At 66.8% G+C, this 24,738-nt stretch carries 21 protein-coding genes; 7 read left to right on the forward strand and 14 right to left on the reverse strand.

Annotated features, from left to right (window positions below):
* The first annotated feature begins 21 nt into the window (after positions 1 to 21).
* The 3 genes from E3T35_RS18390 (at position 22) to E3T35_RS18400 (ending at position 6,294) form a co-directional block, all read left to right on the forward strand.
* Positions 22 to 1,854, forward strand: a complete 1,833-nt coding sequence (locus tag E3T35_RS18390) for an HNH endonuclease signature motif containing protein (RefSeq protein WP_134380560.1) — start codon at positions 22 to 24, stop codon at positions 1,852 to 1,854.
* A 30-nt stretch (positions 1,855 to 1,884) separates the two neighbouring features.
* On the forward strand, positions 1,885 to 2,097 hold the full coding sequence (locus E3T35_RS18395; protein WP_241988912.1) for a DUF1304 family protein: 213 nt from the start codon (positions 1,885 to 1,887) through the stop codon (positions 2,095 to 2,097).
* A gap of 381 nt (positions 2,098 to 2,478) precedes the next feature.
* Positions 2,479 to 6,294, forward strand: coding sequence for a LamG-like jellyroll fold domain-containing protein (locus E3T35_RS18400; RefSeq protein ID WP_241988913.1), 3,816 nt, complete (start codon positions 2,479 to 2,481; stop codon positions 6,292 to 6,294).
* A gap of 18 nt (positions 6,295 to 6,312) precedes the next feature.
* Here E3T35_RS18400 and E3T35_RS18405 read toward each other — a convergent pair whose 3' ends face one another.
* The 12 genes from E3T35_RS18405 to hemE form a co-directional block, all read right to left on the reverse strand.
* Positions 6,313 to 6,663 (reverse strand): hypothetical protein, encoded by a 351-nt coding sequence (locus E3T35_RS18405; protein ID WP_134344912.1) that lies wholly within the window; start codon positions 6,661 to 6,663, stop codon positions 6,313 to 6,315.
* A gap of 136 nt (positions 6,664 to 6,799) precedes the next feature.
* A complete protein-coding gene (gene hemL / locus E3T35_RS18410) occupies positions 6,800 to 8,173 on the reverse strand; it encodes a glutamate-1-semialdehyde 2,1-aminomutase (RefSeq protein WP_241987695.1) in 1,374 nt (457 codons plus the stop codon).
* Entirely contained in the window at positions 8,170 to 9,153 is a 984-nt protein-coding gene (hemB, locus tag E3T35_RS18415; RefSeq protein WP_134380566.1) for a porphobilinogen synthase, read from the reverse strand. The genes hemL and hemB overlap by 4 nt, the downstream gene beginning before the upstream one ends.
* A 58-nt stretch (positions 9,154 to 9,211) precedes the next feature.
* Entirely contained in the window at positions 9,212 to 9,988 is a 777-nt protein-coding gene (locus E3T35_RS18420) for a uroporphyrinogen-III synthase (protein ID WP_134344910.1), read from the reverse strand.
* A gap of 17 nt (positions 9,989 to 10,005) precedes the next feature.
* Positions 10,006 to 10,959 carry a hydroxymethylbilane synthase gene (hemC, locus tag E3T35_RS18425; RefSeq protein WP_092338610.1) on the reverse strand — a complete coding sequence of 318 codons (954 nt, stop codon included), beginning with the start codon at positions 10,957 to 10,959 and terminating at the stop codon, positions 10,006 to 10,008.
* Positions 10,956 to 12,080 carry a ferrochelatase gene (locus E3T35_RS18430; protein ID WP_134380569.1) on the reverse strand — a complete coding sequence of 375 codons (1,125 nt, stop codon included), beginning with the start codon at positions 12,078 to 12,080 and terminating at the stop codon, positions 10,956 to 10,958. The genes hemC and E3T35_RS18430 overlap by 4 nt, the downstream gene beginning before the upstream one ends.
* On the reverse strand, positions 12,080 to 12,832 hold the full coding sequence (gene hemQ, locus E3T35_RS19980; RefSeq protein ID WP_134344907.1) for a hydrogen peroxide-dependent heme synthase: 753 nt from the start codon (positions 12,830 to 12,832) through the stop codon (positions 12,080 to 12,082). Before hemQ ends, E3T35_RS18430 begins: the two co-directional genes overlap by 1 nt.
* An 83-nt stretch (positions 12,833 to 12,915) precedes the next feature.
* Positions 12,916 to 13,197 carry a hypothetical protein gene (locus E3T35_RS18440; protein WP_241987694.1) on the reverse strand — a complete coding sequence of 94 codons (282 nt, stop codon included), beginning with the start codon at positions 13,195 to 13,197 and terminating at the stop codon, positions 12,916 to 12,918.
* A complete protein-coding gene (locus E3T35_RS18445; RefSeq protein WP_092338604.1) occupies positions 13,184 to 13,603 on the reverse strand; it encodes a phage holin family protein in 420 nt (139 codons plus the stop codon). The genes E3T35_RS18440 and E3T35_RS18445 overlap by 14 nt, the downstream gene beginning before the upstream one ends.
* Positions 13,604 to 13,672: 69 nt before the next feature.
* On the reverse strand, positions 13,673 to 14,047 hold the full coding sequence (locus tag E3T35_RS18450; protein ID WP_174777114.1) for a hypothetical protein: 375 nt from the start codon (positions 14,045 to 14,047) through the stop codon (positions 13,673 to 13,675).
* 122 nt (positions 14,048 to 14,169) lie between these two features.
* A complete protein-coding gene (locus E3T35_RS18455; protein ID WP_134380572.1) occupies positions 14,170 to 15,762 on the reverse strand; it encodes an NAD(P)/FAD-dependent oxidoreductase in 1,593 nt (530 codons plus the stop codon).
* 10 nt (positions 15,763 to 15,772) lie between these two features.
* A complete protein-coding gene (gene hemE, locus E3T35_RS18460) occupies positions 15,773 to 16,894 on the reverse strand; it encodes a uroporphyrinogen decarboxylase (protein ID WP_134380752.1) in 1,122 nt (373 codons plus the stop codon).
* Between the two features lie 72 nt (positions 16,895 to 16,966).
* On the opposite strand from hemE, the gene E3T35_RS18465 reads away from it, so the two are divergent.
* Complete coding sequence (locus tag E3T35_RS18465; RefSeq protein WP_134380575.1) at positions 16,967 to 18,334, forward strand: glutamyl-tRNA reductase; 1,368 nt, start codon at positions 16,967 to 16,969, stop codon at positions 18,332 to 18,334.
* Positions 18,335 to 18,379: 45 nt separating this feature from the next.
* On the opposite strand, the gene E3T35_RS18470 is transcribed toward E3T35_RS18465, so the two are convergent.
* Both E3T35_RS18470 and E3T35_RS18475 read right to left on the reverse strand, forming a co-directional pair.
* Positions 18,380 to 19,426, reverse strand: a complete 1,047-nt coding sequence (locus E3T35_RS18470) for an alcohol dehydrogenase catalytic domain-containing protein (protein WP_134380578.1) — start codon at positions 19,424 to 19,426, stop codon at positions 18,380 to 18,382.
* A 45-nt stretch (positions 19,427 to 19,471) separates the two neighbouring features.
* Entirely contained in the window at positions 19,472 to 20,857 is a 1,386-nt protein-coding gene (locus E3T35_RS18475; protein WP_092338597.1) for a glycine--tRNA ligase, read from the reverse strand.
* 163 nt (positions 20,858 to 21,020) lie between these two features.
* Between E3T35_RS18475 and E3T35_RS18480 the strand changes: the two genes are divergently transcribed.
* From E3T35_RS18480 to E3T35_RS18490, 3 genes are read left to right on the forward strand one after another with little or no spacing between them, the layout of a single operon-like run.
* Positions 21,021 to 23,294 (forward strand): carbon starvation CstA family protein, encoded by a 2,274-nt coding sequence (locus E3T35_RS18480; protein ID WP_134380581.1) that lies wholly within the window; start codon positions 21,021 to 21,023, stop codon positions 23,292 to 23,294.
* Positions 23,291 to 23,521 (forward strand): YbdD/YjiX family protein, encoded by a 231-nt coding sequence (locus E3T35_RS18485; protein ID WP_370449358.1) that lies wholly within the window; start codon positions 23,291 to 23,293, stop codon positions 23,519 to 23,521. Before E3T35_RS18480 ends, E3T35_RS18485 begins: the two co-directional genes overlap by 4 nt.
* A 16-nt stretch (positions 23,522 to 23,537) precedes the next feature.
* Entirely contained in the window at positions 23,538 to 24,737 is a 1,200-nt protein-coding gene (locus E3T35_RS18490) for a mannosyltransferase family protein (RefSeq protein ID WP_134380587.1), read from the forward strand.
* Position 24,738 lies beyond the last annotated feature (1 nt).

Here is a 24,738-nt window from a genome sequence, read left to right on the forward strand (position 1 = left end):
TGGGCTTGGTACACTTGTTCTATGAGCCAGTGCGGCGATACCTCCCAGCCGGGCCTCGTCGATCCGTTCGTCGCGGCCCACGGTTACCTGCCTTCCACAGCCGAGGAGCGCGCTGAGTTTGATGTGTTCTGGGCGCAGTGTCAGGCCGATTGGCGGGTTGAGATCGCCGAGGGCCTCGGGCAGTTCGCTCCGTACGACGCCCTCGACGACGTCGATACCGCGCCCGCCAGCACAGACCCCTTCCTAGTTGATGCTGTCGGCCCGGAGCTTGTCGGCCCGGAGTCTGTCGGCCCGGCGTTCTATCGCCGTGCAATGCCTGACGGCCCGCCGCTGCCGGCCAGCCTGGACCTGACCGAGGTCTTCGCCGCCGTACCGCCCGCGCACCGGTTCGATGGGGACCTGCGCGAGGAGATCCTCTACGCTGACTACCTCGCGGCCAATTTCCTCCCGGACGACTTCATCCCGGCCGACCAGCCCGACCCGGCCGACGGCGGTTCGGCGGAGTCGCTGAGTCCGTTCCAGCGGCATCAGGCGCAGTTCGTTGACCGGGTGCTCTACCTGGAGAAGATCATCGCCTGGGCGCAGGCGAGCAAGGCTGAGGTTCTCACCGAGGCGTGGGACTACACGACCAACACCGCCGAGACCGGCTGCCCCGTGTCTGGGCCGGGCCATGAGCATGACTGGGACGCCGCCTTCGCCGCGCAGCAGGGCCTCGTGGCGGAGATGGCGTGCGCGCTGCGCATCCCGAACGGCACCGCGTCCGGCCTGCTCCAGGAGAGCCGCCAACTGGTGGTCGAGCGGCCCGATACGCTCACCGCGCTCCGCACCGGCGATATCTCCCTCCGCCACGCCCGCCGCCTGCTCGACCAGCTCGTCTCCGTGCCGCGGCCCGCCCGCGCCGCACTGGAGGCGGTGCTGCTGCCGCACGCCAAACGCCTCACTCCCACGCAGTTCGAGGGCAAGGCCCGCAAACTGCGGGAACGGTTCCACCCCGACAGCATCACCGTGCGCCGCGCCAAGTGCCTCTCCGACCGCAAGGTGCTGTTCTTCCCCGATAAAGACGGCATGGCCACCCTCTGGCTGCGCGGTGCAGGTGACGACTTGCAGGGCATCTACACCCGCGTCACCGACGCCGCCATCAGCCTGCAGGGCCCGGGCGAAGAGCGCACCCTCAGCCAGCTNCCGGGCGAAGAGCGCACCCTCAGCCAGCTGCGCGCCGATGTCGCCGTTGACCTGCTCCAGCAGGGCGTCACCGGCAGCGGCCTCGGCGCCGGACTCACCGCCAACGTCAATATCACCGTGCCGGTGCTCACCCTCATGGGCAAAAGCGAAGAACCGGCCGACCTTGAAGGGTACGGGCCGATCGACCCGGAGACCGCCCGCCGCCTGGCCGGCACGGCGACGAGTTTCCTGCGCATCCTCACCCACCCGCACACCGGAATCGTGATCGACGTCAGCCAAGACCCCTTCCGAGTACCGGCCAGCCTGAAGAAGTACCTGCGACTGCGCGATGGAACCTGCCGGTTCCCCGGCTGCAACCGCTCCGCCGGGCACAGCGACCTCGACCACACCATCGACAAACAATTCGGCGGCCCGACCACCGCCACCAACCTGCACTTTCTCTCCCCGGCGCACCACAACCTGAAGCACTTCAGCGAGTGGAAAGCCATCGCCGACCCCGACGGCACCCTGCACTGGACCAGCCCCGCCGGCAAGCACTACGCCACCGACCCCGCCACCCGCATCAGCCCCCACCTACAACACACCGCGCCAGCACCACCCCCGCCGACCATTCCAGCACCACCCGTGCCCAACCCATGGAACACTTGCGCCCCTGACGCGCAACCGTTCTAGCCGCCGTCCCGTGCCCCTCCCGATTCGAAAATGACCGGTTCGACCGCTACGACGCTGTCCTGCCACTGCCCCCGCCCCGCCATCAAACCGATGGCGTACAACCAGGGCTTCTACAACCTGTTCCTGGGCATCGGCGCTGTCGTGGGCCTCGGCTTGCACTTCGGCGGCCTCCCCGAAGCGGGCCTCGCGCTCGTGTTGTTCACGACCGCATCGATGGTGCTCGCTATGCTCGCGCGGCATTGATTCAGGGCAGGCTTCCGCTGATCGGCTTCGTGCTGTTCTTGTTCGCCTAGCTGGTCGGTTACGCCGTGGTCCCGACCGTGATCGGCCGTTCCGTGAGCTGGAAGAAAGACGTCACCTAGCGAGACCCCCTAATTCAGGGACCATTCCACCCCCTGCTTGGGGGAGTTACCGCCCTGAGAATCCCTCACTAAGCTCCGATCTGTGCGGTGGCGACCCTGCGGCTGCGAATACAGTCAAAGTGAGGCACCTCTGGTGAGTGAGCTATTTTCTGCCCAAAATCGGTTCCTGGCCGTGGTTGCAACTGCCGCACTCGTTTCCGGGGTCCTCGCGGGGCCACTGACAGCGAGCGCCGACAGCCTCCCTGCGGATGCGACATCCCCCGTGACGGTATCGGCGGACTCGCTCCCCACTGCGCAAATCAACGGGGTCGTCTGGACCCAACTCATTGTGGGCGACACCGTCTATGTCGGGGGCGAGTTCACCCGCTCACGACCAGCCGGTTCCGCCGCCGGCGTGAACGAGGTCATACGCAACAACCTGCTGGCCTACAACCTCACCACCGGCGTTCTGGTCGCATCCTTCAACCCCAACGTCAACGGCGCTGTCCGCGCCCTGACCGTATCTACCGACGGGTCGCGGCTGTTCGCCGCAGGCGCTTTCACGAGCGTGGGTGGCTCCAGCCGGTCTCGCATAGCCGCGTTCGACACGACGAGCGGCACGCTCATTCCCGGCTGGGCACCGGTTATCAACGCGGGCGTCAAAGCGCTCACCTTTGCGGGCAACAGCGTCTACGCGGGCGGCTCGTTCACGTCGGCAGGCGGTCAGCCCCGCGCGAGGATGGCGGCGTTCAATGGCGCCACCGGCGCCCTGCAATCCTGGTCGGGCACGCCGGCCGGTGGCAACATCAATGCCCTCGTTGCCTCTCCCGACGGAAGCAAGGTCGTCATCGGCGGCTCATTCACGACCTATAACGGCAGCTCCAACCCCGGATACGGGATGGCCGCAACCGATTCCATAACCGGCGCTTCCCTGCCGTGGAAGATCAACAATCTGATTCGTAACGGTGGCAGCCAGGCCGCCATCCTGAGCCTGACCGGATCGGCCGACGGCGTGTTCGGCACCGGCTACGTCTTCGGCAGCGGCGGCAATCTCGAGGGAACATTCCGTGCCAGCTGGGACGATGGCAGTCTGATCTGGGTCGAAGACTGCCACGGCGACACCTACTCTGCTGTGCCGGCCGGCGACACGGTGTACACGACCGAGCACGCGCATTACTGCGGCAACATTGGCGGCTTCGAGCAATCCGAGCCGTGGACCTACCACCGCACCCTGGCCTTCAGCATGGATGTCGGCGGCGCCATCACGGCCGACAAGCACGGCTACTACAACTTCGAGGGCACCCCTCGGCCTAACCTGCTGGCGTTTTATCCCGACATCAACACCGGCACCTTCACCGGGCAAGGCCAGGGTCCGTGGCAGGTGACAGCCAATGCCCAGTACCTGCTCTACGGCGGTGAATTCACGACCGTGAACAACAAACGCCAACAGGGCCTGGCCCGGTTCGCCGTGCCCGCCATCGCCCCGAACAAGGAAGGACCGCGTGTCGCCAACGCCTCTTTCGCCCCCTCGGCATTCGTGCCATCGGTCGCCTCGTTCGTGAGCGGAACAGCACGTCTGAGCTGGAAGTCAGCCTACGATCGCGACAACGAGAAACTCACCTATGAAGTACTGCGGGATGGTGTCGCCGTCACCAGCGTTCAGGGACTCTCCTCCGACTGGAATCGACCAACACTCTCGTACTCCGACACCGGGCTCACGCCGGGGCAGAGTTACTCCTATCGAATTCGGGTCACTGACCCGTTCGGTAATACGCAAACCGGCGGCACGGCCAGCGTCACCATCGCCTCCGGCAGCCTCAGCGACTATTCTGCGGGCATCCTTGCGGACTCGCCCCAATCGTATTGGCCGCTGAATGAGGCATCCGGTGCCACGGCCTTCGACTGGACCGGCGGCGCCGACCTGAACCGAAACGCCGGAGTCAGCCCCGGTGTTCCCGGCGCAATCGTGGACTCGGCCACCACGGCGAGCCGCTTCGACGGCACAGAGTCGGGATTCGCCGCGACCGACAATGCGCAGAGCCCCTCGAATTCGTTCAGCGTCGAAACCTGGGTGAAAACCGACAGTACTCAAGGCGGCAAGATCATCGGGTTCGGCAACAGCGCCACCGGCCAGAGCACCGGTTATGACCGGCACGTGTACATGGATACCGGCGGTCGCGTCTGGTTCGGGGTCTACCCCGGAGGAGCGCAAACGATCACGTCACCCGCGTCCTACAACGATGGCCAGTGGCACCACATCGTGGCCAGTCTCGGTGGCTCCGGCATGTCGCTGTCCATTGACGGCAAGAAGGTCGCGCAGCGCGCCAACGTCACCTCCGGGCAGGACTACCAGGGCTTCTGGCGCATCGGAGGGGACAGTCTCAATGGCTGGCCCAGCCAGCCCACCAGCGCGTTCCTCGCCGCCGACATTGCCCAGGTCGCCGTGTACTCCGCTCCGCTCACGCAAAAGCAAATCGTGGCGCACTTCGTGGCCTCCGGCCGAACCAGCCCCGTCGCATCCGCTCCCGCCGACGTCTACGGCGCGGCCGTCTACAGCGCTGAACCTGATTTGTATTGGCGCCTGGGCGAGTCGAGCGGAACGAAAGCGATCGACTCATCGGCTTGGGACCAGCCCGGAACCTACTCGAACTCGGTCAGCCTCGGCGCTGACGGACTGGTCAACGGCACGAGCAACACGGCCGCATCGTTCAACGGCGGGATCGTGAGCAGTGACACCCGGATTGACGCTCCAGCCAGCTATGCGCTGGAATCCTGGTTCAGCACGACGACACAGCAGGGTGGAAAAATCATCGGCTTCGGCAGTGCTTCCACCGGATTATCGGACAACTATGACCGGCACGTCTACCTGCAAGACGACGGTCGCCTGGTCTTTGGCACCTGGACCGGGCAAACCAACACCATCGTGACCGATGCCAGCTACAACGATGGAGCGCCGCACTACGTGCTCGCCCAACAGTCCTCTGCCGGGATGGCGCTCTACGTTGATGGCGCTCTCGTCGGCACTAATCCGCAAACGGGTGCCCAGGGGTACCCCGGATATTGGCGCATCGGCGGCGACAACACGTGGAACTCGTCGAGCCCGTGGTTCGTCGGCACCATCGACGATGTCGCCGTCTATCCGGGTCCGCTCAGCGCCGCCGTGATCGCGCAGCACTATTCGCTCGGCACCGCCACGCCCGTTGCGCAGAACACTGCACCGACCGCCGCATTCACCGTCGCCGCCGAGCAGCTTACTGTCTCAACGGATGCCACCTCTTCGGCAGATTCTGACGGGACCGTCAGGGATTTCGCCTGGTCCTGGGGTGACGACGCCACCAGCGCCGGCGAGACCGCGCAGCATACCTATGCCGCCGCCGGAACCTACTCGATCGCACTGACCGTCACCGACAATGACGGCGCCACCGACACGACCACGCGTTCGGTCACGGTCTCAGCGCCGCCACCGGTGCCGACCGGCATCGCAGCGGATGCCTTCACCCGCGACGTCAGTCGAGGACTCGGCTCGGCCGATATCGGCGGCGCGTGGACCACGACCGGCACAGCCAGCAACTACTCGGTGACCGCTGGTGCCGCAATCCTGCGGGCGACCGCCGGAGGAAGGTCGAACGGCTACCTCGACGGCGTCTCATCGGTGAGTACCGATGTTACGGTCACCACGTCACTGCAGCAGCCAGCCACGGGAGCCGGCACCTACGTTTCCCTGATCGGGAGGCGCGTCGCCTCTGACGACTATCGGACGAGGGTGAAAGTACTCGCGAATGGCACTGTGCAGCTGCAGCTCATGCGCGGCTCCACCACCTTGCAGGCGAGCACTGTCGCCGGGCTGAGCTACGCCACCAACGATCAGTTGCAGGTGCGGCTGCAGGTTTTCGGTACGGCGCCGACAACGATTCGCGCCAAAGTGTGGCGGGTGGGAACCGAGGAGCCCGCAGCCTGGAAGCTCAGCCGGACCGATGCCACAGCCGCCCTGCAGCAGGCCGGATCAATCGGGCTGGCCGTGTACAGCAGCGGATCGGCCACCACACCGATGACGGTCTCCTTCGATTCTCTCTCCGCGATCGCGGTGACGGAGCCGTAGCGCGTGTGGGCTGCCGACCTAGGTCGGCAGCTTGAGCGAGTCGACGAAATCGGCCGCGTGCTGGCTGGTGAGGATGACGCGAGCGAATTCTTCGTTGACCAGATCGATCACCACGGCCGGGCGGTGACGCTTGATCGAGACAAAGTCCTTGCCGCCGTGAAACTTCCAGGTTCCGGCGGCCACGACGAGCGGAACGATCGAGCCAAGAGCGCGAATCCCGCGCAGCCAGATCCACGGATCCTCGGTGATGATCACCGAGCGGATGTTCTCTCGCTGCACCACGATCGACTCACGTCGCAGCGCAAGGGTTCTTTCCGCGCGCGTCAGGTGGATCTCGAGCCGGTCGGAATGCACGCTCAGGGAAGCCATTGTTCCAGTCTGCCCGGTTTCGATCGAAAATCTGTTGTCTGACGCGAACAAAAGCCGTGACGTGCCAACGCAGGATCCCTCCAACGCGAGCGGATGAGCGTGGCCAGCCACGCTCATCCGTCTGGTTAATTGCAGATCAACCCTGGGGCGTAGCGGCGGCCGCCGCCTTGGCCGCAGCGGGAAGTGCCTCGAAAATGCGACCGATGGCGCTCTGGTCGTGGGCGTCCGAGACGAACCAGGCCTCGAACACGCTCGGCGGCAACGAAACACCGCCGTCGAGCATGGCGTGGAAGAACGGTGCGTACCGAAACGCCTCCTGGCGCTGCACGTCGGCGTAGGTGCGCGGGGCTGAGCCCTGCGCCTCCTCGCCGAACACGAAGCTGAACAGATTGCCGGCCCGCTGCACCCGGTGCGCGACGCCCTCGGCCGCGAGGGACGCTGACACAGCCTCCGAGAGGATGATGGCGGTCGCGTTGAGCCGGTCGTACACGCTCACGTCGAGCAGGTTCAACGTCGCGATGCCGGCCGCGACGGCGACCGGGTTGCCGGAGAGCGTTCCGGCCTGGTAGACCGGGCCGGTGGGTGCCAGAAAGTCCATCACGTCGGCCCGGCCGCCGAGGGCTGCAACGGGAAGGCCGCCACCGATGATCTTGCCGAAGGCGAGCAGGTCGGGCGTGTAGAACTCTTCCCCGGCCGACTCGAGGCTGCTGGTCTCCAGGCCCCAGAAGCCGGAACGACTCACCCGAAAGCCGGTGAGCACCTCGTCGAGGATGAGCAGGGCGCCATTGGAGTGCGCGATCCCGGACAGCGCGGCGTTGAACCCGGCATCCGGGGCGACGACACCCATGTTGGCGGCGGCGGCTTCGGTGATGATGGCGGCGATTCGACCGGGATGTGCCTCGAACGCAGCCCGCACGGCGTCGAGGTCGTTGTACGGCAGCACGAGAGTCTGTGCCGCCGTGGCGGCGGTGACGCCGGCCGAGCCGGGCAGAGCCAGCGTGGCGAGGCCGGAGCCGGCCTGGGCGAGCAGGCCGTCGGAGTGGCCGTGATAGTGACCGGCGAACTTGATCAGCAGGTCACGACCGGTAAACCCACGGGCCAGGCGAATGGCGGTCATGGTGGCTTCAGTGCCGGTGGAGACCAGACGCAGCTTTTCGACCGCGCCGACCCGCTCAGCGACGAGCTCGGCCAGTTCGGTCTCGGCCGGCGTTGAAGCGCCGAACGAAAGCCCGAGGGCGGCGGCATCCTGAACGGCCTTGATGACCTCGGGGTGCGCGTGGCCGAGAATCGCCGGTCCCCACGAATTGACCAGGTCGACGTACTCGCGGCCGTCGGAGTCGGTGACGTAGGCGCCGGCCGCCTTCACGAGAAAGAGCGGGGTGCCGCCGACCGAGCCGAAGGCGCGTACCGGCGAGTTGACCCCGCCGGGAATCACTCGGCGGGCGCGGTCGAACAGTTCGTCATTGCGGGAAGCCGCGTGTTCCACGGGTGTCGACATCGTGTTGGTCATGCTCGCTCCTCCTTGAGCCAGGTGGCCAGTTCAACGGCCCAATAGGTAAGTACGGCGTCGGCTCCGGCCCGGCGGATGCTGAGGACCGACTCTTCGACGGCGCGGCGGCGGTCGATCCAGCCCTGAGCGGCAGCGGCCTCTATCATGGCGTACTCGCCGGAAACTTGATATGCCCAAACCGGAATATTGCTCATGGCGGCAACTTTGGCGAGCACGTCGAGGTAGCTGCCGGCCGGCTTGACCATGACGATGTCGGCGCCTTCGTCGATGTCGAGCTGGGCCTCACGCACACCCTCGCGCCGGTTGGCCGGGTCAAGCTGGTAGGTGCGGCGGTCGCCGACCAGGGTGGAGGCGACGGCTTCGCGGAACGGGCCGTAGAACGCGGAGGCGTACTTGGCCGAATAGGCGAGCACGGCGGTGTCTTCGAATCCATTGGCGTCCAGGGTCTCACGCACGGCGGCCACCTGGCCGTCCATCATGCCGGAAAGACCGAGCAGCGCAGACCCGGCGGTGGCCTGGGCCAGCGCCATGTCGCGGTAGCGCTCGAGGGTGGCATCGTTGTCGACGTGGCCGTCGGTCGCGAGTACCCCGCAGTGACCGTGATCGGTGAATTCGTCGAGACACAGGTCGGTCTGCACGACGAGCGCGTCACCGATCTCGTCGACCAGTGCGCGGGTGGCGAGGTTGAGGATTCCCTTAGGGTCGGTTGCGCCGGTACCAATCGCATCCCGCACTTCGGGCACGCCGAACAGCATGACACCGCCCACGCCGGCCTCGGCTGCCTGCACCACAGCGCGTCGGGCGCTATCGATGCTGTGCTGCACGACGCCGGGCATCGAGCTGATCGGGCGTTGCTCATCGCCTTCGCGCACGAACATTGGGAGAACGAGCTCCGCCGGGTGGACACGAATTTCACTGGCCAGGCGACGAAGCGCGGGGCTGGTGCGCAGGCGTCGGGGGCGAATAACGGGGTTGGTCACCCCTGTACCTTACGCCGCCAGGCTGTACGTTTCGTTATCCGGTCGTTACCTGGCTCGATCAGAGCGCCGGTGCGGTTCCCGCCAGCGCGGTGTCGACGAGGGCCTCGATGAGGGACTCGGCGCTGCGCTCGGCAGCGACGACGTCCACGCGCAGTCCGAGCGCCCGGGAGTCCTTCGCCGTCTGCGGACCGATGCAGGCTACGAGTGTGCGTTCAGGAATGTCGCCAAACTGCTCGCGCACCTGGCGTGCGACGCTGCCGCTCGTCACGAGAACGGCGTGCACGAGGCCCGCTTTCACATCGGCGACGACCTGGTCGCTGACCGGAACACCGATGGTGCGGTAGGCGACGACTGATTGCACGTCGTGGCCGACCCGGCGCAGCCCCTCGGAGAGCAGCGGCTTGGCGATCTCGCTGCGTAGGGTCAGCACGCGTAACGGGATGACCCCGGCCGTAGCGGTCTCCCATTCCTCGAGCAGACCGCGGGCCGAGTTGTCCTCGGAGGGGACGATGTCCACGTGGTATCCGGCCGCGATGAGCGCCGCCGCTGTAGTCTCTCCGACCGCGGCGACGCGTGTTCCCGGTGCGATGATCGCACGGTGCGACGACAGAACGTCGACGGTCGTGGCGCTCGTGATGGTCATCCAGTCAAAGTCGCCGGCGGCGAGGCGGGTGAGCGCCGCGTCGAGGGCTGGGGCGTCGTCGGTCGCGGCAAAGTTGATCATGGGAGCCACGATCGGATGCGCACCCTTGGCCCGCAGATTTGCTGCCACCTGGTCTCCCCAGGGTCCGCCGCGCGGAACGAGAACTCGCCAGCCCGCGAGAGGCTTGGTCATTCGATTGGTCACGTGGGTCACTCAGTCACTTTCAGGGGAGAGAACTCGGCCGCGCCACCGGCCAGAAGATCTATGGATACTCGTTCGGCCACGTCGAGCGCGGCTTCGGTGAGATGGAGGGCGGAGTGCGAATCGGGGGTCGCCGCGTGCGAGCTGGTGACCTTGCGGGAACCGTCAGGGCTGTACACGGTGGCGGTGAGGAAGAGGAGCCCATCGTCGACGACCGCGGTCGCGCCGATCGGTGCTGCGCAGCCGGCTTCGAGGCGGGCCAGCACCGTGCGCTCGGCGGTGGTCGTCGCCTGAGTGGAGGCGTGGTTCATGGCGGCGAGCGCAACGCCGAGCAGGCGTTCTGGTCTGCCGGCGCGCACCTCGATGGCGAGCGCACCCTGGCCCGGAGCCGTCGGCCAGGCCGACAGGTCGAGAAATTCGGGCGCGAGCGAATCGAGCCGACCGAGACGTCCGAGGCCGGCGGCGGCGAGCACGACGGCGTCGAGGTCGCCCTCGGCGACGCGGCCGAGGCGCGTGTCGATGTTGCCGCGAATGTCCACGATCGTGAGGTCGGGGCGACGCTCCAGCAGTTGGGCTACCCGGCGCGGCGAGCCCGTTCCCACACGGGCGCCCTCGGGAAGGGTGTCCAGGGTGAAGCCGGCGCGCGCGCAGAGCACGTCGCGGGCATCCGCTCTCTTGGGGGTTGCGCCGATAACGAGGCCCGGGTGGGGCTCGGTCGGCAGGTCCTTGAACGAGTGCACGATGACATCGCACTCGTCGTTCAACAGGGCTTCGCGCAGGGCGCTCGCGAACACGCCGGTGCCGCCGAGGCTCGAGAGCGGTTCGGTCGAGGTGTCGCCGTGCGTGGTGACGCGCACGATTTCGACCTCGACACCGGCCGAAGCCGCGATGCGGTTGACGATGGTCTGGGTCTGCGCGAGCGCCAGGGCGCTCGCGCGGGTGCCCACGCGGATCACGGTCATGGCGCCATTCCGGCGACGGCCGGCTTGAAGCCGAGGCGCACGTTCTCACAGCAACCGGGGCGACAAACGTCGTACCAGGGTCCGAGAGTGGTCTCGGCCGGGCGGTCTTCCACCGGGGTGTCGTTCAGGCGTTCCTCGATCAGGTCGACGAGGCCGCTGACGAAGTCGGGCGACACACCGGGGGTCGGCACACGCACGGCCTTGATGCCGAACTTCTCGCTCGTCTCCATCGCCTCGTTATCGAGGTCCCACATAACCTCCATGTGGTCGCTCACGAAACCGAGCGGCACGATGATGACGGCACGGATGCCGCGGGCCGGCAGCAGGGCGATCGCGTCGTTGATGTCGGGTTCGAGCCACGGCATGCTGGGCGGGCCGCTGCGGGACTGGTAGACAAGCTGCCACTGCGTCTTGAGCGGCACCGAGGAATCGTCCGGTTCCACGAGGGAGTCCATGACGACCTGGGCAACGGCGCGGTGCTGGGCCTCGTAGGCACCGCCCTCGCTGAAGCCGCGCTCGGGCGGGCCACTCTTGTTCGCATCGGTCATCGGGATGGAGTGGGTCGAGAACAGGATCTCGACCTCAGTGTCGACGTTTATGCCGGGGACAGCTGCCACGACGTCAGCCAGTCCCTGGGTCACGCCGGTGATGAACGGGGTCACGAAACCAGGGTGGTCGAAGAACTGGCGGATCTTGTCGATGTGCACGACGTTCGTCAGACCGGTGTCGCTGAGGGCCTTGGCGAAGTCTTCGCGGTACTGGCGGCATCCACTGTAGGAGCTGTAGGCACTCGTGGCGATCGCGAGGAGGCGATCCCGACCATTGTCGTGGGCTTCGCTGATCGTGTCCTTCAGGTAGGGCGCCCAGTTGCGATTGCCCCAGATGACCGGCAGGTCGATGCCGCGCCGGTCGAGCTCCACCTGCAGTGCCGCCTTGAGCACGCGGTTCTGGTCGTTGATCGGGCTGATGCCGCCGAAGTGGCGATAGTGCGTGGCGACCTCTTCGAGGCGTTCCTCGGGGATGCCGCGGCCTCCGGTCACGTTGCGGAGGAATGGGATCACGTCGTCCTGGCCTTCGGGTCCGCCGAAACCGGCCAGCAGCACTGCGTCGTAAGCGGTCATTACTGAAGCACCTCGACCAGCTCGGCGGTGGAGATGCGGCGTCCGGTATAGAACGGGATCTCCTCGCGCACGTGGCGACGCGCCTCGGTGTCGCGCAGGCCGCGCATCAGGTCGACGAGCTCGGTGAGCTCGTCGCTCTCGATCGGCAGCAGCCACTCGTAGTCGCCGAGGGCGAACGCGGAGACGGTGTTGGCGATGGCTCCGCGGTAGGCGGCACCCTTGCGGCCGTGGTCGGCAAGCATGCGACTGCGGTCTTCCTCGGGAAGCAGGTACCACTCGAAGCTGCGCACGAAGGGGTAGATGGTGAGCCAGGCCTTCGGCTCGATGCCGCGCAGAAAGCCGGGCACGTGGCTCTTGTTGAATTCGGCGTCGCGGTGCACGCCCATGGCATTCCAGGTGGGCAGCAGGCTCTTGAGCAGGCGGCTGCGGCGCAGTTCGCGGTTGGCCCATTGCAGGGTTTCAGCCTCGGGCGCGTGGGTCCAGATCATGACGTCAGCGTCGGCCTTGAGGCCGGAGACATCGTAGAAGCCGCGCACGGTGACGCCCTCGGCTTCGATCAAGGCCACCACGTCGTCGAGCTCGTTCACGGCGTGCGGAACATCGCGGCCGTCGAGATCATCGGGGTTGTGCGGGTCTCTTCGCAGAACGGTAAAGAGGGTGAATCCTTGCGGCGAAGCCGCGGGTACCTCGGAATCGGTGGGGGTGGTGGGCTGAACGCTGGGTACTGCCTCTCCGGCAGCCGGGTGAGTCATGGTTCTAGTTTGCTCTGTATTGCGCCCGGCACCAAAATGAGCCCACCGGTTCCTGTGAACCGACCGAGCGGGCCTGGTGGGAACTAGCGGTTCTTGGCCACCGCTGAGGCTCCGAACCAGACGATAACGCCCACGACTGTCGCCGCTCCGAGGGCAATGCCCACGAGAGCGGCCGGACTGTCTTCGCCGAGCTGGCGCAGGGCGTGGGAGAGCTGACGCCGTTTGATGCGCAGCTGTTTGGGCAAGTTGAACTTGTACTCGATCGCGTCGAGCGTCGAGGCGAGTTCGGCCCGCGCGTGCCGCGCTTCGGCACGAAGATCGCCGATGCCGTGCTTCTCGGTTTGCGTGCCGCTATTTGGTGTCATATTCGCCAACTCCCTTGAATGCATCTGCGTCCAGGCGGATGCTCGCGTGCACGCCCTCGGGGTCTGGTTTCGTGGCTGCCTTCACCCGATTGACACCGATGAGCACGAGGATGACGGCGAGCAGCACGAGCGCCACCGCCACGATGAGGGTGGCCAGCCAGAGCGGCAACACCAGAGCCAGCGCGATCACCGCGAGGGCGACGAACACTCCGAGTGCAAAAAAGAGGATGGCTCCGGCCACGATGAAGAGGGCAGCACCAACCCCGAAGTTCTTGGCCTTCGTGGCGAACTCGGCCTTGAAGGCATCCAGTTCGGCTTTGACGAGGGCACTGATCTGGCCGGGCAGCTCCCCGATCAGGGCGAGCAACGGGCGTTTGCTCTTCGGGTTGAATCCACTGCTAGTCACGGATTGCCTTCCCTAGGTTCGGGTGTCGGTGTTTCGGGTGTCTGAGAATTCTACGAGTTGCCGTCGGGCTTACTGCGCGTCGGAATCGTCTTCGTCGGGCTTGGCTTTAGGGGTCGCTTTCGGCTTCGGCTTTGCGGCGGCCGTTCGACTCGTGGTCGTGCTCGCCTTGGCGGCTGGGGTGGTCACGGCGGGGGTGGAAGCCTGCTTTTTCTTGGCGACCGCCTGGTTGACCGCTTTCTTGCCGGCCTTATACAGGGTGGAGGGAACGTCTCCAACCAGCTCGAGGGCGGCATCGCGCACCTCGGTCACCCGGCGCTGCACAGGTTTGGCGTTCCAGAGATCATTGGCAGCGGCGGCGATCTGGTCGTAGCGTTTGCGGCCGGCGCGTGCACCGAGCACGTAGCCGACGAGTCCGCCCGTGATGAACAGAAGCTTTCCGCGCATTGAGTCTCCACTTTCGTAAGGTCTCCCCAGAGTAACCCGGTTCGCCGTTTCGGTCTCGGGTGCGCCCGGGTATGTCACACCGCGCTCGTATCAATACAGGAAGTGCACAGTTTCGGCGTCCGCTAGAGGTCGGGGGCGGTGATGGTCAGGCCGAGGGCGGCGTGCCGAATGCGGTCGCCGGCCTCGAGGGCGTGCGGGATGACCGAGGCGAGGCCGGTTCCGGCCAGCCAAGCACCGGTGATCTCCAGTGCGGGCGTCGCGGCCACGGCCTCGTGCACCAGCTGGGCGCGTTCGGGCGCACCGAGAGTGGCCGGTGACAGCGCGTCACGCCACTCGGTGCGGGCGAAGGCGCGCACGCAGCCGGCCGGAAGCGGCACACCGAGCAGGGTGGCAGCATCGTGCAGGGCGAGCGCCTGCAGTTCAACGTCGCTGAGGTCATCGGTCGGGTTGGAGTGACCCGCCCGGCCATAGGACAGCCGCACGACATGCCGGCCGGGGCCGGCCGCGTCGGCAACCCAGGCCCACTTTGCGGTGACGTGCGTGAGCGCCTTCGCGGTGACATCGGGGGCGTCGATCGAGACGAGCACGCCGGTGCCGCGCGGGTGAGCGTCGAGGGCGGGCGCATCGAGCACGAGCGAGGTGAGGGTCACCGCGGTCGGGGCCGGCCAGTCGAGTTCGGCGAGCGCATCGAACCGGGCGCCGAGCGGATTGACCAGTCGCAGCGCCTGGGCTCCCTGAGTCGCGATGATGACGTAGCGGGCGGTGATGGTCTGGGTCGTGGTGCCGACGTCGGCGGGGTCAGCTGAGTCGATCGGGTCAGCCGGGTCGGCGGGCGCGGCATCCGCGGGGCGCGTGACGGTGACGGACCAGGTCGGCGCATCGTCGGTACCGGAGCGAGCCAGGGTCTCGGCCGTCGTGCCGGTGAGGATGCTCACGTTGTGGCGCTCGAGGGCGGTCACGATGGCTGCGGGCAGGCTGGCCATGCCGCCGAGCAGCCCGCCGACGTTGGAGCCGGCGGGGGCGCCGGACCGCAGGGCTGAGACGGCGCCGGAGAGCGAGCCGGCGGTGGTGAGGGCGCGGTTGAGTCCGGGGGCGACGACGTCGATTTCGAGGTCGACGGCGCTCGTCGTGTAGACGCCGGAGGCAACCGGTTCGACCAGGCGGTCGAGTACTCGCGCACCCATGCGCTTTTTCACGAGGTCGCCGAGGCTGTGCTCCCGGCCGATGGTGAGCACGGGCATGAGCCGGTCGAGGTAGGCGCGGAGCGACCCCTTCCAGCCGATCACGCGGCGCACGTCGTCGGCGAGTGGGGAACCAGGAATTCCGAGAACGCCGGCCTTGGGGAGCGGAACGCTCACCGAGGCATTCGCTGACGGGCGTTGCAGAGCGGTTCCGGCGGCGACCTTCTTCGCGCGGGCGCGGGACGGCGAGCCGGAGTTGAGCGCGGGCAGGTGCAGCCAGGCGCCGGCCACGTTGGGGGCGACGATTTGGTCGGTGAGGCCGAGGTCCTCGACGAAAGCGGCGACGGTTCCGCCGCGCACGGCGAAGCTCTCGGCTCCGCTGTCAAGACTGAGCCCGTCGAGAATGTGGCCGGCGACCGGGCCGCCGACGGCATCCGTTGCCTCGATGATGGTGACGGCCAGACCAACCTGGGCGCATTCACGGGCGGCCACCAGACCGGCCACTCCCCCGCCGATCACGAGAACGTCGATCATTCTGTTGCTCCTATTCGGCCGCGCTCACGTCGTGCACGAGGCTGACCAGGCGGGTCAGCACGTCGGGATCGGTGTCGGGCGGAACGCCGTGGCCGAGGTTGAGTACGTGGGAGGGTGCGCTGCGGCCGCGTTCGAGTACGTCGCGCACGTGCGCTTCGAGCACCGGCCAGGGAGCTGCGAGCAGGGCCGGGTCGACGTTGCCCTGCACCGGAACCGCGCCGCCGAGCCGGCGGTTGGCCTCGTCGAGCGGTACGCGGTAGTCAACGCCAACGACGTCGGCTCCGATGTTGTGCATCTCTTTCAGTAGTTCGCCGGTGCCGACGCCGAAGTGCACGATCGGCACGTTGCGATCAACCGAGACGTCGTCGGCGCCGGGCACCGTGTAGGTGAGATCGCGCACGTGGGCGATCGCCGCAGCCGAGGCTGGAGCAACGGATGCCGCATAGTCGGCCAGCGAGAGCGCTCCGGCCCACGAGTCGAACAGTTGGGCCGCGCTCGCGCCGGCGACCACCTGGGCGCGCAGGAACCGGCCGGTGACATCGGCGGTCCAGGCCATGAGCTTCGCCCAGGCCTCGGGCTCGGAGTGCATCAGGGTGCGGGCGTGGATGTGATCCTTGGAGGGACCGCCCTCGACCAGGTAGGCGGCGAGGGTGAACGGGGCACCGGCGAAGCCGATCAGCGGGGTCGACCCGAGCTGCGAGACCGCCAGGGCCACGGCGTCCCGAATCGGCGCGAGGGCCTCCTCCAGAATGGCGGGGTCGAGGGAGGTGAGTTCGTCGACATCCGCTGAAGTGCGCACGGCCTTGCCGAGAACGGGACCCTTGCCGGCCACGATCGACACGTCGACCCCGACGAGCTTCAGGGGAACGACGATGTCGCTGAAGAAGATTCCTGCGTCGACGTTGTGGCGGCGCACCGGCTGCAGCGAGATCTCACTCGCCAGTTCGGGGTCGAGGCACACGTCGAGCATGCGCGTTCCGACCCGCAATTCGCGGTATTCGGGCAGCGATCGCCCGGCCTGGCGCATGAACCACACCGGGGTCACGGCGGGCCGAGTGCCCTGGTAGGCCTGGATCAGGCGGGAGTCGGCGGTGAGGCCGGAGGAGAGTGGATGCTGCGCGTCGAGGATCATCACGCCCATTCTCTCAAATATCCCTGACGGCGCGCGACGGAAGCGTACAGCAAGAAGTCGTAGAATCGGCTAGTGCTCATTCTTCTTTCCGCCAGCCACAAAAACTCCACCTTCGATGTGCTGGAGAAATTGTCTGTGGGCGGGGGCTCTTCGGCCACCCGCATGGTTCGGCAGCACGGGCCACTCAGCGGTGCCGTCGTCGTCGCGACCTGCAACCGCTTCGAGGCCTACCTCGACCTGGATGAGCCCTACGGCGTGTCGCCGCTGCCCGCCGTCTACGCCGCGATTGAGGCCGTGAGCGCCTCGAGCGGCCTCGATATCGACGTTCTGCGCGACAACCTCACCCTCGTGCACGGCAATGGCGTGGCCGAGCACCTGTTCGCGGTGACCAGCGGGCTCGAATCCGTCGTCGTCGGCGAGGTCGAAATCGCCGGCCAAGTGCGCCGCGCGCTCGAGCAGGCTCGCGCCGACGGCACTACGAGCCCCGAGCTCGAGCGTCTGTTTCAGCGGGCCTCGCAGACCTCGCGCGGCGTGAAGAACCGCACCGGCATCGGATCGGCCGGCCGCTCGATCGTGCGCCTCGCCCTCGAGCTGGCCGAAAGCCGGGTCAGCGACTGGTCCAGCGCTCGCGTGCTTTTGGTCGGCACCGGACGCTATGCCGGCGCCTCGCTGGCCGCCCTGCGTGACCGCGGAGCCGAGAACGTGCGGGTGTACTCGCCCTCGGGCCGGGCCGTCGGATTCGCCACCTCGCACGACATTGACGCCGTACCCGCCGAGGATTTCGCCGCCGAGGTGGCCCGTGCCGACGTCGTCGTCACCTGCACTCTGCGCGACGACCACGTGATCGATGCCGCCCTGATCACCCGTGGTCGTGCCGAGATCGGCACGGACCCGTTCGCCATTGCTGGCGCCACCGCCGACGCTCCCGCCCGGCTGTGCCCGGCTGACTCAGGACCCGAAGCACCGCCGCAGCTCATCATCGATCTCGGCCTGCCCCGCAACGTCGCCCCCGATGTCACCCTGGTTCCCGGCGTCGAACTTCTCGACCTCGAGACCATCAGCATCCACGCCCCGCTCGAAGAGCTCAACGCCACGACCGAGGCCCGCGAAATCGTCGGCAAGGCGGCCCGCAAGTTCTCCGATGTTGCCGAAGAACAGAGCCTCACCCCGGCCGTCGTCGCCCTGCGCAGCTACGTGTTCGAGCTGCGCGACGCCGAGATCGCCCGGGCTCGCAGCCGCGGCGACTCGAGTGAGGCCACCGAGTCGGCCCTGCGTCACCTGGCCGGCGTGCTGCTGCACACCCCCATGGTGCGCGCCCGGGACCTGGCCCGCGCCGGCGAGCAAGACGCCTACCTGACCGGCCTCGACGCCCTGTTCGGCATCGACGTCACACTGCCCGTCGCCGGTACAGCGGATGCCGCCGGCTCCATAGCTTCCTAGCTGACCTCCCCGGTTCAAGGGGCCGAAGGTGGCAGCGCGCGACGGTCAGGGGCGGGCAACCTCGACTAGCGTGACGCCGGCCGGCGCGCCGGGCGTGGACATGGCGGCGAGGGCCGCCGGTGCTTCGGCCAGGGAAATGCGGCGGCTGATCAGGTCCGCGGGGCGCAGTCGGCCGCTCAGTACGAGGTCGAGCAGCGCCGGGTAGTCGTGGGCCGGCATTCCGTGGCTGCCGAGCACGGTCAGTTCCCGCGCGATCACCGTGCCCAGCGGCATCCGCGGGTCGTCGGCCAGCAGGCCGATCTGCACGTGCCGCCCGCGAGTAGCCAGCGAGCGGATGCTGATAGCCACGGTATTCTCCCGGCCAAGCGCCTCGAGACTCACCTGCGCACCGTCCACGGTAAGCGCCCGAATGCGTGCGACCACCTCGGCATCGAAGAGCCCGGTCGAGTTGACCACGTGCGCCGCGCCGGCCCGAGTCGCCGCGTCGAGCGCATCGGCACTGATGTCGACGGCGATCACCGTGGCTCCCAGCGCCTGCCCAATCATGATCGCGCTCAGGCCCACTCCGCCACAGCCGACGACCACGAGAGTTTCGCCCGCCTGGAGGCGGGCCTGGTGCACGAGCCCGCGATACGAGGTGGCGAACCGGCAGCCGAGCAGCACTGCGGCGCCGGCGTCGAGGTCGTCCGGAATCGCGATGAGGTTCACGTCGGCGTGGTGCAGCGCGACCCGCTCGGCGTAGGAGCCCCAGTGAGTGAAACCGGGCTGGGTCTGGTTGCGGCAGACCTGGCCGTTTCCGGCGTCGCACTCCGGGCACTCGCCGCAAGCGCAGACGAAGGGCACGGTCACCCGCTGGCCCGCTCGGAACCGGCGCACGAGCGGCCCGACCTCATCGATCACGCCGACCAGTTCGTGCCCGGGAACGTGCGGCAGGGCGATGTCGGCGTCATGGCCGAGCCAGCCGTGCCAGTCGCTGCGGCAAAGGCCCGTGGCCTCCACCCGCACGATCACGCCGGCCGCGCTCAAACGCGGCTCCGGCACTTCGCGCAACATCGGAAGAACACCGAACTCTTCGAAATAGACCGCTTGCATGGTCTCAGTCTGCACGACGGATGCCGGTGCATCCGCTGTGTGAGACTACGCGCCGCGGAGTCGCACGGCCAGGTAGGCCTCGAGCTCGGCGAGCGGCACGCGCTCCTGCGCCATGGTGTCGCGGTCGCGCACAGTCACCGCCTGGTCGTCAAGCGAATCGAAGTCGACCGTGATGCAGTACGGCGTGCCGATCTCGTCCTGACGACGGTAGCGACGACCGATGGCTCCGGCGTCGTCGAAATCCACGTTCCAGAGCTGGCGCAGGTTCGAGGCAAGCTCGCGGGCCATCGGCGACAGCTTCTCGTTGCGCGACAGCGGCAGAATGGCGGCCTTCACCGGCGACAGGCGTGGGTCGAGCTTGAGTACGGTGCGCTTGTCGACGCCGCCCTTATTGTTCGGAACCTCTTCTTCGACGTAGGCGTCAACCAGGAAGGCCATCAGCGAACGGGTCAGGCCGGCGGCGGGCTCGATCACCCAGGGCGTCCAGCGCTCGTTCTTGGTCTGGTCGAAGTACGAGAGGTCTTTACCGGATGCCTTGGCGTGCGTTGACAGGTCAAAGTCACCACGGTTCGCCACGCCCTCGAGCTCACCGAATTCGGTGCCGGTGAAGCCGAAACGGTACTCGATATCGACGGTGCGCTTGGAGTAGTGCGAGAGCTTCTCTGCCGGGTGCTCGAACAGGCGCAGGTTCTCGGGATTGATGCCGAGGTCGGTGTACCACTTCATGCGGGTGTCGATCCAGTACTGATGCCAGGTCTCATCCGTGCCGGGCTCGACGAAGAATTCCATCTCCATCTGCTCGAACTCGCGGGTGCGAAAGATGAAGTTTCCGGGGGTGATCTCGTTGCGAAAGCTCTTGCCGATCTGGCCGATGCCGAACGGAGGCTTCGAGCGCGACGCCTGCAACACGTTGGCGAAGTTCACGAAGATGCCCTGCGCCGTTTCGGGGCGCAGGTAGTGCATGCCGGCCTCGTCATCGACCGGGCCGAGGTAGGTCTTGAGCAGTCCGGAGAATGCGCGCGGCTCGGTCCAGATGTGACGGTTGCCGCAGTTGGGGCAGGCGATGTCATCGAGTCCGTTTTCGGGCGGGCGGCCCTTCTTCTCCTCATACTGCTCTTCGAGGTGGTCGGCGCGAAAACGCTTGTGGCAGCTGGTGCACTCGATCAGCGGGTCGCTGAAAACCTCGACGTGACCGGATGCTTCCCAGACCTGGCGAGGCAAAATCACGCTCGAGTCGAGGCCGACGACGTCGTCGCGGCTGGTGACCATCGAACGCCACCACTGCTTCTTGATGTTCTCCTTGAGCTCGACGCCGAGGGGCCCGTAGTCCCAGGCCGAGCGGGAACCGCCGTAGATCTCACCGGCCTGAAAAACAAAACCGCGGTGGCGGGCGAGGGCGATGACGGAATCAAGATGAGTGGGCGTCGCCACGGTGGCTCCAATGGTCGAAGGCGCAGAATGCGGGCGAGTGCCCGGTTACCCATTTTACGCGCTCGATCCGACCCGAGTTCCCGCTCTGGTTCGGAGCCTTTCTCGCGCGGATGTAACGTTAGTAGGTAGATTCACAGAATTTGCCTTGGCTCAAGGAGGAGAAATGGGCGCTTCGTCCAGCACGACCGAAGAATCGACCGCTCTGAAACGAATTCCGCACGACCTGGCGGTCGCCCTGGATCCCGAGGAGCTTGACGCCCACGATCGTCAGTGGACGCCTCTCAAAATCATCATCTGGTCGGCTATTTCACTGCTCGGTGGCCTCAGCTGGGTCATGCTCGCCGTCGTGCGCGGTGAGACCGTCAACGCCATCTGGTTCGTGTTCGCCGCGATCTGCACCTATCTCATTGGCTACCGCTTCTACTCGAAGTTCATCGAGAAGCACATCATTCGCCCCGATGACCGCCGGGCCACCCCGGCCGAGTACAAGGCCGACGGCAAGGACTTCGCCGCCACCGATCGCCGCGTTCTGTTCGGTCACCACTTCGCCGCCATCGCCGGCGCCGGCCCCCTCGTCGGCCCCGTACTGGCCGCACAAATGGGCTACTTGCCCGGAACCATCTGGATCATCGTCGGCGTCGTACTCGCCGGCGCGGTGCAGGACTACCTGATTCTGCACTTCTCTATGCGCCGCGGCGGTCGCTCTCTCGGCCAGATGGCCCGCGACGAACTCGGCGTGATCGGCGGCACCGCTGCCCTCATCGCGACCCTCGTGATCATGGTCATCATCGTCGCCATCCTCGCTCTCGTCGTCACCAATGCTCTCGCCGAAAGCCCGTGGGGCGTGTTCTCGGTGGGCATGACCATCCCGATCGCCCTGTTCATGGGCTGCTATCTGCGCTTCTTCCGCCCGGGCAAGATCACCGAGATCTCCATCATCGGCTTCGTACTACTGATCGCCGCCATCGTCGGCGGCGGCATGGTGGCCGGCACCGATTTCGGCCAGACCTACCTGCTCCTCGATAAGGTCACCATCGCCTGGGGCATCATCATCTACGGCTTCATCGCCGCTATTCTGCCGGTCTGGCTGCTGCTGGCCCCGCGCGACTACCTCTCGACGTTCATGAAGATCGGCACGATCGGCATGCTCGCGGTCGCGATCGTCATCATCCGCCCCGAGATCAGCGTGCCGGCCGTGAGTGATTTCGCCACGAGCGGCACCGGCCCCGTCGTTGCCGGAACCCTCTTTCCGTTCCTGTTTGTGACGATCGCCTGCGGCGCCCTCTCCGGGTTCCACGCGCTGATCGCCTCTGGCACGACGCCCAAACTCATTCAGAAGGAACGCCAGACCCGGTTCATCGGCTACGGCGGCATGCTCATGGAATCGCTCGTGGCAATCATGGCCCTGGTCGCCGCGCTGTCGATCGACCGCGGAATCTACTTCGCCATGAACGCCTCGCCCGCTCTCACCGGCGGCACCGTGCAGGGCGCGGTCGCTTTCGTGAACAGCCTCGGTCTGACCGGCGTCAACCTCACACCGAGCATGCTGACCGACATGGCCACCAACGTCGGCGAGGAGTCGATCGTCTCCCGTACCGGCGGCGCCCCGACGCTCGCCGTCGGCCTGTCCCACATCATGCAGCAGCTCGTCGGCGGCGCGTCGATGATGAGCTTCTGGTACCACTTCGCCATCATGTTCGAAGCCCTGTTCATTCTCACCGCAGTGGATGCCGGCACCCGCGTCGCCCGTTTCATGCTGCAGGACAGCCTCGGTAACTTCTTCCCGAAGTTCAAGAACACGTCCTGGCGCCCCGGCGCCTGGGCGGCCACGGCGGTCATGGTCGCCGCCTGGGGAGCCGTGCTTCTCATGGGAGTGACGGATCCGCTCGGCGGCATCAACACGCTGTTCCCGCTGTTCGGCATCGCCAACCAGCTGCTCGCGGCGATCGCCCTGGCCGTGTGCATGGCCATCGTCGCCAAGCGGGGCCTGTTCAAGTACCTCTGGGTCGTTGCACTGCCGCTCGGTTTCGCCGCTGTGGTCACGATTTCAGCGTCGTTTCTGAAGATCTTCTCGACTACCCCAGCCATCGGCTACTTCGCGCAGAACCGCGCGTTCTCCGATGCCCTCGCCGCTGGCGAGACGAGCTTCGGCACCGCGCCGAACGTTCTCGCCATGGAGGCTGTCGTGCGCAACACGATGGTGCAGGGCGTTCTCTCGATCGTCTTCGTCGTGCTCGCGATCATCGTGATCCTCACTGCGATTCAAGCCACCTGGAACGCCTACCGCAAGAACTCCAGTGCCACGAGTGAAGATGATGCCGTGCAGTCGCAGATCTACGCGCCGGCCGGGTTCATCATGACCCCGCCCGAAAAGGTACTACAGGCCGAGTGGGATGCCCTTCCGGTGGAGAAAAAAATCAAAGTCAAGGGTCACTGATGACCGTTCTGGCGGGCGTCCGCAAGGGCGCCCGCGGCGTGGTCTGGTTCCTTAAGGGGATTCTCGGCGAGGACGCCTACGAGAAGTATGTGGCGCACCACGCGAGTGAATGCGAAACGGATGCCGCGGGCGCAGGCCGCGCGCCGCATCCGCTCATGACCGAGCGCGAATTCTGGCGCGACCAGACGGACCGGCAGGATGCGAACCCGCAGGGACGCTGCTGCTGACAGCTAGTCTGGACCGATGACGATCGGGGGTGGGGCAGAGCGGCTGCGCGCGCTCCGCACCCGCCTCGGCCGACTGCCGCCGTGGGGACTCGTGCTGCTGATCTGGGGTCTGTCGCGGCTCGTCACGACCGCACTGCTCGGTACGCTGTTCGCCGTCGCCTCGCGGGCTGGCTGGACCTTCGCGAGCTACCGGCGCGACCCGAACTTCTTCACCTTCTCAGGGTCGTGGGACAGCTCGTTCTACCGACAAATTGCGCTGCACGGGTATCCGACCGAGCTGCCGACGGATACCGCCGGACATGTCGAGCCAAACGTCTGGGCGTTTCTGCCAGTGTTTCCCTGGCTGTCTCGCGGTCTGGCGCAGCTGGCCGGCCTCGACTTCTACGTGGCCGGCGTGCTCGTGGCGACCCTGTTCGGCGCCCTGGCCGCGCTCGCGCTTCACCGCCTGCTGGAACCGCGAGTCGGGAGCCATTCGGCGCTGTGGACGGTGGCCCTGTTCTGTTTCGGGCCGCTGTCGTTCATTCTGCAGGTGGCCTACGCCGAGAGCCTGTTTCTGTTCCTGGCGTTCGCGAGCCTCTGGGCGATGATGGAGCGGCGCTACCTGCTGATGATTCCGCTCGCCGCGGTGGCCGCGTTCACCCGACCGGGCGTGCTGGCGCTGTCGCTGGCCCTCGCTTTCATGCTGCTGCTGCGCTGGCGGGAACAAGAGCTCTTCCCCTGGCGTCAGCGCTGGGCGATCGTGGCCGCCGGGCTGAGCATTGCCGCGGCCGGGCTGGCTTGGCCGCTCGTGGCCGGCGCCGTCACGGGCGTGCACGATGCCTATCTCGCCACGGAGTTGTCGTGGTGGACCGGCTTTGTGGGCCGGACGTCGTTCGTGCCGCTCACGCCGTGGTTCCTGATGGCCGGCCGTTACCTCGGCGTGGCAGGCATCGTGCTGGTTCTGCTGCTAATGGCCGGGTTCGGGTGGTGGTTGTCGCGGCGGGCGCTGCATCCGCTTCGGCCGGACGTCATCGCGTATTCGGCGAGCTACGCGCTCTACCTTGTGGCCGTGTTCCTGCCGCAGCAGAGCCTGTTTCGTCTGCTGCTGCCGCTGGCACCGCTGCTCGGCGACCCAATGATCGCCCGGTCGAAGCCGCTGCGTCGCGGCCTGCTCGTGGGCTCGATCGCCCTGCAGCCCGTCGCGATCTGGCTGCTCTGGTTCATCGGGTACCCCTAGT

This window comes from Cryobacterium sp. TMT1-2-2 (assembly GCF_004403505.1).
Taxonomy (GTDB): Bacteria; Actinomycetota; Actinomycetes; order Actinomycetales; family Microbacteriaceae; genus Cryobacterium; species Cryobacterium flavum.